We start from the raw sequence: 12568 nt of genomic DNA, 5'->3' as shown, positions 1-12568 counted from the left end.
ATTACAGGACTTCGTCGCCGCCCGCGAAATGCCATTCGATCAGCGGCTTCATATGTCCCATCAGCCCGTCCGGCAGGTCGGTGGCATCGCGGATGACGACGGGACCTTCGATCTCCGGTTCCGCCTCCGTGGCGACGAAGGCGCTGATGCGCCGCGCGATCTCGTCGGCTGGCTCGCTGACCCGATAGCGGCGGAAGATCACCGTGCCGCTCGGCGTCGACAGCGCGTGATAACGCCGGCCGCGTTCGGCGCCAGACAGGTCGATCGCAGTCTCCTCGCGCACTTCGCGGATCATGTTGAAGTCGACATCGACGAGGCCGTCGCGGAAATCGATCGGCTCGAACGAGCCGGCGGCGAAGTAGACGCGGCCGGCATTGACGGTATGCGCGCCCATGCGGATCGCCACCAGCGCATTGTCGCCGGCGACCAGCATGGCATGCGCATAGGCATGCTCGGCGCCGCTCGCCTCGCGCTTCTTCCGCCACAGCATGAAGGTCGAATACTTCACCGCATGGCAGCGGCCGACGAGCCCGCCGTCGCGATAGGCGAGCGCCGAGAGCAACACCACCGTGCCGTCGAACAGCGCTGGGTTTGCCCCCATCTCGCGCCGCCAGTTCTCGGCGATCGCCTCGGCGTTGTCGCGTTCGAACGGATGCGGGCCGGGGTCGAGCCGGACATCGACCTTGTCGACCGGCAGGATGACGTTGCGTGGGAGGTCGAAGCTCATCTTACTCGGAGGTGTGTTGAGATCCGGCTCAGGCCATGTCCAGGGCGATCACCACCGGGCAATGGTCGGAGGCCTTCGGCCGGTCCCAGCCGGCGCGCGGGAAGCGCTCGACCTCCTGGCCCGCCGGAAAGATGGTGCGCCAGGGCTGGCCGTTGCGGACGATGTCGGGAACGGCGGTCGCGTTCTTCGCCGCCAGCCCCTTCGACAGCAGGATATAGTCGAGCTGGCAGAGGTGCCGCTCTTCCGGACCGCGCGTGTGGTAAAAGCTCCAGCGGTCCATCTCCGGCCGTCGCTCGACAACGTTTTCGCAGAAGCCGCCGGCGGTCAGCACGTTAATGCAGGACTGGCTCTCGTCGATCACCTGGAAGCGGAAGCCGTCGACGCTGTCGCCCTCGATCTTCACCCGCTGCCGGTAGTCGTTCATGTCGCCGCAGATCGCCCAGCGCTTGTCGGCGGCGTGATCCTTGCCGAAGCGCTCCTCGATGATGCGGCGCACCGCCTGCGCCTCGGCGATGCGCAGCGGCATGGTCGCCTCGCGTCCGTCGAGGCCGTTGCGCGGCGACCCCATCGACTTGAAGTGGACGAGATAAAGCGTCAGCGGTACGCCGCCGACCTTCAGGTCGACCTCGAGGCAGTCGCGCCGGAAGATGCGCTCGATGGCCTGATAGCCGAGTGTCGCCAGTTCCGGCGTGAACAGGCCGAATTGCTCGAAGGTGACGTGGGCGTGGCTGGTCATGCGCACGAATTCGATCGGCTGGCCCTCGGCCGTCTCGCTGCGCATCATCACGGCAACGTCGATGCCGCGTGAATCATTGCCGGCCGTGGTGTATTTCTGCCGGTAGCCCTGCCCGACCATCTTGAACAGATAGCCATATTCGAAGGCCTTCAGCGCCTCGATATTGTCGACTTCCTGCATGCAGATGATGTCGGCACGGGTGGCGGCGATCGCCAGCGCGGTGAGCTGGCGAGTGTCGTCGGACTGGGAAATGGCGCGCGCCTGCTCGAGCATCTTGTACTCGGCCTCGCTCTGGATATCGAACAGCGCCAGCGTGCGATCCTCGTTGAGCTGGTTGCGGTAGCCGGAAAAATCGAACCTGTTCATCAGGTTCTCGACATTGAAGGTGGCAAGGCGCAGCGACATGGCCGTGACCTTTGCCCAGAACTCCCGATGAAGACAAGGGCCTCCCATGCGCCCGTCATGGTTGACGGAACCTTTCCGTTCATCCGCCGTTCAGACGGCAAGTTCCATAAATGGGCCTCTTCCCGGGGTATTCTGGGCGTGGGGCCTGAAATCTTCGGAGTGTGCAATGAAAACGCTCTTTTTGTCTTCGTTGAGATCCGGTCTGCTGACGCTGGGTCTTGTGGCGGGCGTGACGGCGCCGTCGCTGGCCGGTCCGATCCTTGAGCCAGACCTGTCCGTCCCGTCCAACCTGGCGGCGCCGGGCATCACGCCCGTCCGCGACGAGTGGGCCGGCGGCAATGACCGGCAACTCAACAATCAGGAATGGCGCTGGCGTAACCGCGACGGCCGCTGGCGGTCCGGCAATTTCCGCGAGCGCAATTTCTCCCGCAACTGGGATGGTGACAATAACTGGAACGGCGACGACTGGCGCTGGAGACGCCACCATCACCGCCGCCATTTCCGAGATTCCGATGCCGCAATTCTTGGTCTTGGCCTGGGTCTCGGCCTTGGCAGCCTGTACTACAACAACGGCTACTACAACAACGGCTACTACGCTCAGCCCCGGCGGATCTACCGGACGCAGCGTCTCTCAAGCGCGCATGTCCAGTGGTGCTACGACCGCTACCGCTCGTACCGGGCATGGGACAACACGTTCCAGCCCTATAACGGCCCGCGCCAGCAGTGCTGGTCGCCCTATAGCTGAGCGGCAAGGAATCGAAGAATGCTCGAACGGCGCCGCGCCTCGCGGCGCCGTTTTTGCCTGGGCAGCGGCATGACGCCATCGGCGCTAACGCGCTGTTCATCAGGCGGGTCTATCACATAGGCTGACCGGATCGCCCGGCAGCGGAAAGCCATGGCCGAGGACGAAAACAGGGACAAGCGCAGGCAGCGCGTGCTGAAGGGCGCGTCGATCCTGACCGGCATCGCCAATTCGGAAGTCAAATGCACGCTGCGCAACATGCATGCCGGCGGTGCCGAACTGAAAGTCCCGATCGAGGCGCGCGTGCCCGACGAATTCCTGCTCTACGTGCCGACCGACGGCATCGGCTACAAGGCCGTGGTGCGCTGGCGCCGCGACGGCCGCATCGGCGTCGAGTTCACCGGCACCGAACCGAAGCCGCACTGGCACTACGGCTGAAGCGGGCTCTTTTCCACCGCGAACTCATCCGCTTAACGAAAAGCCGGCGGATTGCTCCGCCGGCTCGGTGTTTCTCGACCGGAAGCTTGATGACAATTCGCCCTGCCGAGTCAGCTGGTGCGGGTTGCGAGAACCGGAGCGGATATTGAAGTCCGCGCGCACCGGAAGCGCAGAAACCCGCGGCAGATGGCCGGCAGGGTAGAATTGGCACCGCGCGTCCGCAGGGCGAAGCCCGAGGACGCGCAATGCAAAGACCGTGGATCGCCTCAGTTCTTTGCCTTGTCGACCAGCTTGTTCTTGGCGATCCACGGCATCATCGCGCGCAGCTTCGCACCGACCTCTTCGATCTGGTGGCTGTCGTTGTTGCGGCGGATGCCCTTGAAGCGCGCCAGGCCGGCCCGGTATTCCTGCATCCATTCCGAGGTGAACTTGCCGGTCTGGATATCCTTCAGCACGCGCTTCATCTCGGCCTTGGTCTCGGCGGTGATGATGCGTGGACCCGAGACATATTCGCCCCATTCGGCGGTGTTCGAAATCGAGTAGTTCATGTTGGCGATGCCGCCTTCATAGATCAGGTCGACGATCAGCTTGACCTCGTGCAGGCACTCGAAATAGGCCATTTCCGGCGCGTAGCCGGCTTCCACCAGCGTCTCGAAGCCGGCGCGGATCAGCTCGACCAGGCCGCCGCAGAGCACCACCTGCTCGCCGAACAGGTCGGTCTCGCATTCCTCGCGGAAATTGGTCTCGATGATGCCGGAGCGGCCGCCGCCGACGCCGCAGGCGTAGGAGAGCGCCAGATCGAGCGCATTGCCGGAAGCATCATGGTTGACGGCCACCAGGCACGGCACGCCGCCGCCCTTCTGGTATTCGCCACGCACGGTGTGGCCCGGACCCTTCGGCGCAATCATGACGACGTCCACGGTCGACTTCGGCTCGATCAGGCCGAAATGCACGTTGAGGCCGTGCGCAAAGGCAATCGCCGCGCCATCGCGGATGTTCGGCGCGATCTCGTTCTTGTAGATGTCGGCCTGCAATTCATCCGGCGTCGCCATCATCATCAGGTCGGCCCATTTGGCGGCGTCCGCGACGGTCAACACCTTGAGCCCGTCGGCCTCGACCTTCTTGGCGGTCGCCGAGCCGGCCTTAAGACCGATGGCGATGTCCTTGACACCGGACTCCTTGAGGTTGAGCGCATGCGCCCGGCCCTGGCTGCCATAGCCGATGATGGCGACCTTCTTGCCCTTGATGAGGTTGAGATCGGCGTCACGATCGTAATAGACACGCATTTTCGTCTTCCTTCCCGTTTTGAAGATCAGAGGCCTTGCGGCCGGTTGTTTGCTCCATGGAGAGCGAGAAACTGCTGCGTCGCACGGGCGGCATCGCCACCGATCGTCGCCTCAGTCAATTCCAGCCGGTCGCCGAGCAGAAGCCTCATCTGCACATCGCGGGCGACCAGCCCGAAAAAGGTGCGGAATGCCGTTTCGGCATCCGCGAAATCCAGCAATCCGGCCTCGCGTCCCGCTTCCAGCACCGGCTTCAAGCGCCTGGCGAGCGCGAAACGTCCATTCTGCAGCACTATGGCGCCGAGGTCATCCTTGCCGGAACCGGCATGGCCGACGGCTACCCGGTTCAGCGCGATCGAGGTGTCGCTCGAAATCACCTTGAGCCAGTCCGAGGCGAAGCGTTCGAGGCTCGCCGTCAGCGAGGCGATGTCGAGGCCCTTGCGGTCGACGGGCGCCACGCGAACCTTGGAGGCCTGCCACTGCACCGTCGCCGTCAGCAGCCCGTCGCGGTCACCGAACCATTTGTAGAGCGTTTCCTTGGAGCAGCTTGCCCGCCGCGCCACCGCGGTCATGGTCAGGCTGTCGCCCTCCTCGACCAGCAGGCGAAGGGCGGCGTCGAGAACGGCCTGCTGCCGCTCCGTCAGCGCTTCGCTGCTGTCGATCTCGGCGCCGGCCTGCAACACGTTTCTTTCTCGCCTGATGAAAGGTCACGCCCGTTCTTGGTGGCGTACCGTACGTTACGGTTCGGCATATTGCGCAATCCTGCTGCCGACGCAAGGACAAAATGGAGAAAATCATTTTGGTATCCAGATGCAGCGCGCAACCCGCCAGGTCTTGGCTGGCTCAGTCGCCGGCAGGCGGATCGCGCAACCTGCCGAGCAGGGTGGCCAGTGTCTCAAGGTCCTCGACCGGAAGCCTGGCGCCCACCAGCTCGGCGATCGACCGCCCGTAGGCGGCCCACATGCGGCGGCGGGTCTCGCGCCCGCTGCCGGTGATGCGGATGGTCTGGCCGCGGCCGTCATCCGCGACCGGCAGCTTCTCGATCAGGCCATCGGCCTCGAGCCGGGCCAGCAGCCGCGAGATGTTGTATTGCGCAAACAAGGTCCGCTCGATGAGCTGGAACGGCCGCAGCCCGCCCTCGCCCGCTTCGGCAAGCTCGTGCAGCACGTCGTACCAGGCGAGCGGCGGCAGGCCGTTCTCCTTTAGCGCATCCTCGACCTTTTCCATGAGCTGGCGCGAAACGCGCATCAGGCGCGCCCAGGCCTTTATGGCGGCGGGTGAAGGCGATGTCTTCGTCATGTGCGCAGCCTAAGCGATAGATGCAATTGCATCAAGCTTGACGTTCGATGCATTTGCATCCATATCAATGCAACTGCATCTATATGGAGTCATCGGATGAAACACGAAATCTGCAAGGTCACCGGGGAAAGTGAGACCAGCAAGCTGACCCTCGTCAGCCATCACCTCTGCCCCTATGTGCAACGCGCGGCGATTGCCCTTGCCGAGAAGGGCGTGCCGTTCGAGCGCGTCATGATCGATCTCGCCGACAAGCCGGCCTGGTTCAGGGCGAGATCGCCGCTCGGCAAGGTGCCGCTGCTCAGCGTCGATCGCGACGGCGAAGAGACGGTGATTTTCGAGTCCGCCGTCATCCTCGAATTCCTCGAGGAAACCGAGGCCAATCCGCTACACCCAGCCGATCCGCTGACACGCGCCCGGCACCGCGCCTGGATCGAGTTCGGCTCGGCCACGCTGAACGCCATCGGCCGCTTCTTTGCCGCCTCCAGCGAGGCCGCCTTCACCGCCGAGAGCAAAGGCCTGTCGGCGATGTTCGATCGGCTCGAAGCGGAACTAGCAGGCCGCACCAGCCCCGGCCCCTGGTTCGCCGGCGAGCGTTTTTCTCTGGTCGACGCCGTCTATGGCCCGATCTTCCGCTATTTCGACGTCTTCGACGAGATCGGCGATTTCGGCATCCTCGGTGGAAAGCCCCTTGTCCAGGCGTGGCGCCGTGCATTGAGCGGACGGCAGTCGGTGAAGGACGCGGTCGATCCTGATTATCCGCAGCGCCTCGAGGCTTTCCTGCGGGCCAAGGCTTCCCATCTCTCGGAACTCATCCGGCAGCGCGATCAGGCCACCCCGCTTCCTGAAGCCCGATACGCCTGAACGGGTCGACCACCGTTCCGGCCACCATCGAAGCCAGCAACTGTGGCGCCGGTGGGATTTTGGCGATCGTCGCCACCAGGCGGTCGCGGATGAACGGCAGCGCCACGGAATCGGACTGATAGAACGGCGTGAAGGCCAGCGACAGCGCCTGGAAGATGCGCACGTGCCAGCGCCGCGCCTTTGCGTAGCCCTCCAGCGCCGCATCGACGCTGCCCGCCCGCGCAAGCGCATGGCTGAGCGCCGCCGCGTCGAGCAGCGCCATGTTCGCCCCCTGGCCGAGCTGCGGGCTGGTCGAATGGGCCGCGTCGCCGATCACCGCCAGCCGCCGACCGATGGGCTGCCTCATCGTGTGATGGCCATAGCGCGCCAGCGACAGTTGCTCGAAACTCTCGATCTGGTCGGTGAAGGCGGCGCACTCCGGCCACAGCGAGACCACCCTCGCCTTCCAGGCATCGAGCCCCGCGGCGCGGACGCTCTCGGCATCCGCCGGCTTCAGGCTCCAGAAGAAGGCCGCCATCCGTTCGGCGCCTGGCTCGGGCCGGCCGATCGGCAGCACGCCGATCATCACGCTCGCTTTGTCATAGCGCTGCAGCAGCGCGTTCTCGTCAAAGCCCTCGTCCTTCCAGCCGAGCGAGGCCCAGAACGCGCCATAGGCGAGCGGCCGCGCCTCGGCCGGATCGTTCAGGCCTTGGCGCAGCTTCGAGCGCGCGCCACTGGCGTCGACGACCAGATCGAACGACCCTGCCTTGCGTCCCTTGCCGCAAACCAGCAGCACCTTTTCGCCAGCTTCCAGCGCTTCGACCTCGACATTGGTCTCGATCGCGATCGCTTCGCGCCGGGCGGCGCGGAACAGCACGCCGAACAGCGCCGCCCGATGCACCGCCAGCCCGAAGCGGCCGCCGCGTTGGGCATCGTAGCGGACGTCGAGCACCGTGCGGCCGCTTCTGGCGTCGGCGCCGTGCAGGCGATCGATGCGGCTGCCCAGCGAAAGGATGTCGCCGAGCAGGCCGAGTTCGGCCAGCACGCTGAGCCCGGTCGGCTGCAGGATCAGCCCGGAACCGACCGGCTTCGGCTCATCGAACCGCTCGAAGATAGTGACCCGGTGCCCTGCCCGCTTGAGATAGAGCGCGGTGGCCAGCCCGGCCGGCCCGGCGCCGGCAATCGCGATGTGCAGAGATTTTTGCATTGCCCGCCCAACCCGAGGTGGCCGGACAATCCTTCAGCGGCATGGCTAAATCAAGCCACCGCGCCGTCGCAGCGTGGGTCAGGCCTGCGCGGCGTCGAATGCGGCTCGCGCCTCGCGCACCGCGTCATGGTTGAGTTCCGCCCACTGGACGAGCTGATACAGGGGCACGAACATCGAACGGCCGAGATCGGTCAGGCTGTATTCGACGCTTGGCGGCTTGGTTGGGAACACCTCGCGATGGACGTAGCCGTCGCGCTGCAATTCGTGCAGCGTCTGGGTCAGCATGCGCTGCGAGATGTCGGGAACCAGCCGCCGCAGTTCACCGAAGCGATAAGGCTTTTCCGCAAGCGCCGTCACCAGCAACGGGCTCCATTTGCCGTTCATGCCTTGCATGACGTCGCGAACCGGGCAATCGGCGAAATTGGCGCCGTTCGTCATCGCCTTGTAGATCTCGATCTTCGATTTCAGATTGACGATCTTGCCGTCCATCGCTGGTTCCCTGCGTGTGCCTACGTCCCGGAAAACTGCCTTCTTTACGGGGAGCGGTCAATTCCTAATTTAGTGCTGGTCTCTTTTTGAGACCATCAAAGAGCACCCGCCGCTTCGGCGCAAAATCAGGATCTCCCCATGAGCGAAACCCTTCTCGTCACCGGCGCCTCCGGCCAGCTTGGCCGCAGCGTCCTGCGCCACCTGCTCGACGCGCAAAAGATTGCGCCGGCACGCATCATCGCCACCACGCGCAATCCCGAAAGCCTCGCCGATCTGGCGGCGCTCGGCATCACCGTCAGGGCGGCCGACTTCAACGACCAGGCCTCGCTGGAAGAGGCTTTCAAGGGCGCCGACCGCGTGCTGATCATCTCCACCGGCGACCTCGACCTCAAGAGCGACCGGCGCCTGAAGCAGCATCAGGCGGCGGTGGCCGCAGCCAAGGCGGCCGGCGTCTCCCACCTGCTCTACACCTCGATGCCCAATCCGGAGCCGGGTTCGCCGGTGCTGTTTGCCGGCGATCACTACGGCACCGAACAGGCGATCAAGGCGAGCGGGATCGCCTACACGATCTTCCGCAACGGCTGGTACCAGGAGAACCTGTTCCTGGCGCTGCCGCACGCAATTGCCTCGGGCAAGTGGTATACGTCGGCGGGCGAAGGGCGCATCGCCCATGGCGCGCGCGACGACATGGCCGCCGCGATTGCCGCCGGCCTCGCCTCCGGCTCGACCGACAGCCGGATCCACACGCTGACCGGCCCCCAAGCCTATACGACGACAGAGATCGCCGCCCTCGTCAGCGAGGTCACCGGCAAACCGCTGGAAGTCATTCAGCTGCCCGACGAGGCCCTGACCGAAGGCGTGAAGGCGGCCGGCGTTCCCGAGGAATTCGCCCGCGTCATCGTTTCCTTCGACGCCAACACCCGCTCCGGCCGCATCTCCATGGTGACGGACGCGATCGAGACGCTGTCGGGACGCAAGCCGAAGTCGCTGAAGCAGTTCCTCGAAGCCAACAAGGCCGCGTTCGCCGGCTAGAGCGACGCATTCTGTGCGAAGGCCGTGCCGTGCGGCACGGCCTTTTGCTCCGCTGTCAGATGGCGACTTGCGTGCCGATCTCCACCACGCGCCCCGTCGGAATCTGGAAATACTCCGTGGCATCGGCTGCCGTGCGCGCCAGGCCGATGAACAGCCTGTCCTGCCACACCGGCATGCCGGAATTGGGCGAAGCTTTCAGCGAGCGCCGCGACAGGAAGAACGACGTCGTCATGATGTCGAACTTCCAGCCCTGCTTGCGGCAGATCGCCAGCGCGCGCGGGATGTTCGGCTGCTCCATATAGCCGAAGGTCAGCGTCACCCGCATGAACAGCTCGTTGACCGTCTCCATCTTGACGCGGTCGCTGTCGGGCACCACCGGCTGCGGCGCCGTCACCACCGACAGGATGACGTTCTGCTCGTGCAGCACCTTGTAGTGTTTCAGGCTGTGCATCAGCGCGGTCGGCGCGCTCAAGGGATCGCTGGTCAGGAACACGGCCGTGCCGGACACCAATTGCGGCTTCTTCTTCAGCAAATTACCGGCCAGGAAATCGAGCGGGATCTCGTTGCGGCGGGTCTTGTCGAACAGGTAGCGGCTGCCCCGCACCCAGGTCCACATGGCCAGGATGATCGTGAAGGCCACCGCCAGCGACGCCCAGCCGCCCTCGAACACCTTGACGATGTTGGAGGCGAAGAAGCCGACGTCGATGAAGGCGAACAGCGCCGTCATCGACACCGCCACCCAAAGCTGCCATTTCCAGATGCGCGTCATGACGACATAGAGCAGCACCGTCGTCACCAGCATGTTGCCGGTCACCGAGATGCCGTAGGCCGAGGCGAGCTTGCTGGATTCGCCGAAACCGACCACCAAGAGCATCACCACCAGCGCCAGCAGCAGATTGACGCGCGGCATGTAGATCTGGCCGGACTGCTTTTCCGACGTGTGCAGGATCTCGAGCCTCGGCAGCATGTTGAGCTGCACCGCCTGCCTGGTCAGCGAAAAGGCGCCGGAGATCACCGCCTGGCTGGCGATCACGGTGGCGGCGGTCGCCAGCACCACCATCGGGATCAGCGTCCAGCCCTGGTTCATCTCGAAGAAGGGATGGCCAACGGTGCCGCCATTGGCGAGCACGAAGGCGCCTTGGCCGACATAGTTGAGCAGCAGGCAGGGAAACACGATCGACAGCCAGGCGAGCACGATCGGCTTGCGCCCGAAATGGCCGAGGTCGGCATAGAGCGCCTCGGCGCCGGTGACGGCGAGGAAGATGGCGCCGATAGTGACGAAGGCCACATCTGGCGAATTGATCAGGAAGGCGACGATGTAATGCGGGCTGACCGCCAGGAGGATTTCGGGGTCGGCGATGATGTGGTTGAGGCCGGACAGGCCGATCGCCAGGAACCAGACCGCCGTGATTGGGCCGAAGATCAGCGCGACGCCGCCGGTGCCGAAGCGCTGCACCGAAAACAGGATCGCCAGGATGACCAGCGTCAGCGGCACCACATAGGGTTGGAACGTCGGCGTGACGACATTCATGCCTTCGACCGCCGAAAGCACAGAGATCGCCGGCGTGATCACCGCATCGCCGAAAAACAATGAAGCGCCGACGATGCCAATTCCGAGGATGATTGCCGAGCGCGTCGGGAAACTGCCGCGCGCCAGCGCCATCAGCGACAGCACGCCGCCCTCGCCGCGGTTATCGGCGCGCAGCACGAAGTTGATGTATTTGATGGTGACGATGATGGTCAGCGACCAGATGATCAGCGACAGCACGCCGAGGATGTCGCCGCGATCGGCGACGTTGCCGCCGGACGACGCCACCAAAGCTTCGCGGAAGGCGTAGATCGGGCTGGTGCCGATGTCGCCATAGACCACCCCGAGCGCGCCAAGCATCAACACCTTGGTGCTGTGCTGCTCGATTTCGGGATGGCTCGATTGGTCGACGGGTTCTGCCTCACTACCAGTGTTGGCAAGGGCCATAAACGACACTCCGATAAACGCGCGGTGCTCTACGCTTGCTGCGATGCAATATCAAGTGCCGTCACGTTATGGCTTCCATGTCGGCAACGCGGGGCTCGCCTTCCTACCAACCGCAAGCTCCGAGAAACCGTCCCACCGTGCCGGCCATGCCATACTCCAACGCATCGGCTGTCAACCCGTGTCCGATCGACACTTCCGCCAATGCCGGAACGCGCCTGGCCAGCGCCGGCAGATTGGCCACCGTGAGGTCGTGCCCGGCATTGACCTGCAGCCCGGCGGCAAATGCCGCATCAGCGGTTTTTCCCAATCTTTCCAGCTCCTTGGCCGCCTTGGCGGAATCGGAATGGCAGCTACCGTAGGGACCTGTATAGAGCTCGATACGGTCGGCGCCGGTGTCGCGCGCGGCATTGATGCCGCCCGGATCCGGATCGGAGAACAGGGACACGCGGAAGCCGCCTTTCTTCAGTCGCTTGACGATCGGAGTGAGGAACGCCGCGTCGGCGATGAAGTTCCAGCCATGGTCCGAGGTTGCCTGGCTCGGATCGTCCGGAACCAGCGTCACCTGGTCGGGCTGATGCTTTTCGACAAGCGCCAGGAACTCCTCGGTGGGGTGGCCTTCGATGTTGAATTCCGCCTTCGGGAACTCGTCGTCGATCAGCGCCCTGATCTCGGGCAGGTCGGTGCGCCGCGTGTGCCGCTCGTCGGGTCGCGGATGCACGGTCAGTCCATGCGCGCCCGCCGCAAGCGCGATACGCCCGAGCCTTATGACGCTCGGCCACGGCAGGTCGCGGCGATTGCGCAGCATGGCGATGGCGTTGAGGTTTACGGAAAGCTTGGCGGGCATGGCTTCGGCTCGGGCTCCTCTGGGCGCCCGATTGGGCGCCGCCGCGTTTGAATTGCGCGCATCTATAGCGTCTTTGACGGGAACAGACAGAGGGTTTCGGGTGTTCCAGGGGTACGACCCAACATTGAGCAGGAGGAAAGTGCCCGTGAACTTCCTCGAGTCCGTTCCGGCAATCCGGCGCGTCGACACCGACCGCGACACCCTGTTCGCCGTCGATGTGGTCGGCCATGTCACGCCAGCCGATGCGGAAAACCTGTTCGGCCTGCTCGAGGCGGCCTATGCGCTGCACGCCAAGATCGACGTGCTGGTGCGCATGGTCGACCACGAGGGCGTCGACTGGGCCGATGTGTCGGATGAAACCGTCAAGCAGGGCACGGCCCACGCGCTCGAGCATGTCCGCCGCTGCGCCGCGGTCGGCAAGCCCGACTGGGTGCCTTACGCGCAAGGCTTCTTCGCCGCGCCCCTGCCCTTCGAGCTCCGGCATTTCGAAGCGCAAGACGAGGCGGATGCCTGGCGCTGGCTCGGCGCCAGGCCCGTCGAACGTCGCTGAG

General features: G+C 64.6%; 14 protein-coding genes. 5 read left to right on the top strand and 9 right to left on the bottom strand.

What is annotated here, in order from left to right; genetic code table 11:
- Position 1: 1 nt before the first annotated feature.
- Entirely contained in the window at positions 2-727 is a 726-nt protein-coding gene (locus EN857_RS13045) for a hypothetical protein (protein ID WP_127392877.1), read from the bottom strand.
- A gap of 28 nt (positions 728-755) precedes the next feature.
- Positions 756-1868 carry an endonuclease/exonuclease/phosphatase family protein gene (locus EN857_RS13040; RefSeq protein WP_127392876.1) on the bottom strand — a complete coding sequence of 371 codons (1113 nt, stop codon included), beginning with the start codon at positions 1866-1868 and terminating at the stop codon, positions 756-758.
- Between the two features lie 166 nt (positions 1869-2034).
- On the opposite strand from EN857_RS13040, the gene EN857_RS13035 reads away from it, so the two are divergent.
- Together EN857_RS13035 and EN857_RS13030 are read left to right on the top strand one after the other, a co-directional pair.
- Positions 2035-2613 (top strand): BA14K family protein, encoded by a 579-nt coding sequence (locus tag EN857_RS13035; RefSeq protein WP_127392875.1) that lies wholly within the window; start codon positions 2035-2037, stop codon positions 2611-2613.
- A 150-nt stretch (positions 2614-2763) separates the two neighbouring features.
- Positions 2764-3048, top strand: coding sequence for a PilZ domain-containing protein (locus EN857_RS13030; protein WP_135858711.1), 285 nt, complete (start codon positions 2764-2766; stop codon positions 3046-3048).
- 266 nt (positions 3049-3314) lie between these two features.
- Here EN857_RS13030 and ilvC read toward each other — a convergent pair whose 3' ends face one another.
- The 3 genes from ilvC to EN857_RS13015 all read right to left on the bottom strand — a co-directional run bounded on the left by ilvC (position 3315) and on the right by EN857_RS13015 (position 5630).
- Positions 3315-4334, bottom strand: a complete 1020-nt coding sequence (gene ilvC / locus EN857_RS13025) for a ketol-acid reductoisomerase (RefSeq protein ID WP_127283377.1) — start codon at positions 4332-4334, stop codon at positions 3315-3317.
- Positions 4335-4360: 26 nt separating this feature from the next.
- Positions 4361-5014: a TetR/AcrR family transcriptional regulator gene (locus EN857_RS13020; RefSeq protein ID WP_127392874.1), complete on the bottom strand. Its 654-nt coding sequence runs from the start codon at positions 5012-5014 to the stop codon at positions 4361-4363.
- A gap of 160 nt (positions 5015-5174) precedes the next feature.
- Complete coding sequence (locus EN857_RS13015; protein ID WP_127283379.1) at positions 5175-5630, bottom strand: MarR family winged helix-turn-helix transcriptional regulator; 456 nt, start codon at positions 5628-5630, stop codon at positions 5175-5177.
- 96 nt (positions 5631-5726) lie between these two features.
- Here EN857_RS13015 and EN857_RS13010 point away from each other — a divergent pair, with 96 nt between their 5' ends.
- Positions 5727-6491: a glutathione S-transferase family protein gene (locus EN857_RS13010; RefSeq protein ID WP_127392873.1), complete on the top strand. Its 765-nt coding sequence runs from the start codon at positions 5727-5729 to the stop codon at positions 6489-6491.
- On the opposite strand, the gene EN857_RS13005 is transcribed toward EN857_RS13010, so the two are convergent.
- Together EN857_RS13005 and EN857_RS13000 are read right to left on the bottom strand one after the other, a co-directional pair.
- Positions 6439-7677 carry an NAD(P)/FAD-dependent oxidoreductase gene (locus EN857_RS13005; protein ID WP_135858709.1) on the bottom strand — a complete coding sequence of 413 codons (1239 nt, stop codon included), beginning with the start codon at positions 7675-7677 and terminating at the stop codon, positions 6439-6441. The genes EN857_RS13010 and EN857_RS13005 overlap by 53 nt on opposite strands.
- Before the next feature lie 78 nt (positions 7678-7755).
- Positions 7756-8166: a helix-turn-helix domain-containing protein gene (locus tag EN857_RS13000; RefSeq protein ID WP_127394058.1), complete on the bottom strand. Its 411-nt coding sequence runs from the start codon at positions 8164-8166 to the stop codon at positions 7756-7758.
- Positions 8167-8304: 138 nt separating this feature from the next.
- Here EN857_RS13000 and EN857_RS12995 point away from each other — a divergent pair, with 138 nt between their 5' ends.
- Positions 8305-9198 carry an SDR family oxidoreductase gene (locus EN857_RS12995; protein WP_127394059.1) on the top strand — a complete coding sequence of 298 codons (894 nt, stop codon included), beginning with the start codon at positions 8305-8307 and terminating at the stop codon, positions 9196-9198.
- A gap of 55 nt (positions 9199-9253) precedes the next feature.
- Here the strand turns inward: EN857_RS12995 and EN857_RS12990 are convergent, their stop codons facing one another.
- Positions 9254-11173, bottom strand: coding sequence for a potassium transporter Kup (locus EN857_RS12990; RefSeq protein WP_127285268.1), 1920 nt, complete (start codon positions 11171-11173; stop codon positions 9254-9256).
- Between the two features lie 103 nt (positions 11174-11276).
- Positions 11277-12017, bottom strand: coding sequence for a pyridoxine 5'-phosphate synthase (locus EN857_RS12985; RefSeq protein ID WP_127392162.1), 741 nt, complete (start codon positions 12015-12017; stop codon positions 11277-11279).
- Between the two features lie 145 nt (positions 12018-12162).
- On the opposite strand from EN857_RS12985, the gene EN857_RS12980 reads away from it, so the two are divergent.
- On the top strand, positions 12163-12567 hold the full coding sequence (locus tag EN857_RS12980) for an STAS/SEC14 domain-containing protein (protein WP_127392163.1): 405 nt from the start codon (positions 12163-12165) through the stop codon (positions 12565-12567).
- Position 12568 lies beyond the last annotated feature (1 nt).

This window comes from Mesorhizobium sp. M4B.F.Ca.ET.214.01.1.1 (assembly GCF_004791545.1).
Lineage (GTDB): Bacteria > Pseudomonadota > Alphaproteobacteria > Rhizobiales > Rhizobiaceae > Mesorhizobium > Mesorhizobium abyssinicae.
Note: the sequence above shows the minus strand (reverse complement) of the source record. Positions and strands in the feature narration are given on the sequence as shown.

Excerpts from the sequence above, each read along its gene's own strand:
- EN857_RS13045 (WP_127392877.1), bottom strand. The coding sequence starts at position 727 with ATGAGCTTCGACCTCCCACGCAACGTCATCCTGCCGGTCGACAAGGTC.
- EN857_RS13040 (WP_127392876.1), bottom strand. The coding sequence starts at position 1,868 with ATGTCGCTGCGCCTTGCCACCTTCAATGTCGAGAACCTGATGAACAGG.
- EN857_RS13035 (WP_127392875.1), top strand. The coding sequence starts at position 2,035 with ATGAAAACGCTCTTTTTGTCTTCGTTGAGATCCGGTCTGCTGACGCTG.
- EN857_RS13030 (WP_135858711.1), top strand. The coding sequence starts at position 2,764 with ATGGCCGAGGACGAAAACAGGGACAAGCGCAGGCAGCGCGTGCTGAAG.
- ilvC (WP_127283377.1), bottom strand. The coding sequence starts at position 4,334 with ATGCGTGTCTATTACGATCGTGACGCCGATCTCAACCTCATCAAGGGC.
- EN857_RS13015 (WP_127283379.1), bottom strand. The coding sequence starts at position 5,630 with ATGACGAAGACATCGCCTTCACCCGCCGCCATAAAGGCCTGGGCGCGC.
- EN857_RS13010 (WP_127392873.1), top strand. The coding sequence starts at position 5,727 with ATGAAACACGAAATCTGCAAGGTCACCGGGGAAAGTGAGACCAGCAAG.
- EN857_RS13005 (WP_135858709.1), bottom strand. The coding sequence starts at position 7,677 with ATGCAAAAATCTCTGCACATCGCGATTGCCGGCGCCGGGCCGGCCGGG.
- EN857_RS13000 (WP_127394058.1), bottom strand. The coding sequence starts at position 8,166 with ATGGACGGCAAGATCGTCAATCTGAAATCGAAGATCGAGATCTACAAG.
- EN857_RS12995 (WP_127394059.1), top strand. The coding sequence starts at position 8,305 with ATGAGCGAAACCCTTCTCGTCACCGGCGCCTCCGGCCAGCTTGGCCGC.
- EN857_RS12990 (WP_127285268.1), bottom strand. The coding sequence starts at position 11,173 with ATGGCCCTTGCCAACACTGGTAGTGAGGCAGAACCCGTCGACCAATCG.
- EN857_RS12985 (WP_127392162.1), bottom strand. The coding sequence starts at position 12,017 with ATGCCCGCCAAGCTTTCCGTAAACCTCAACGCCATCGCCATGCTGCGC.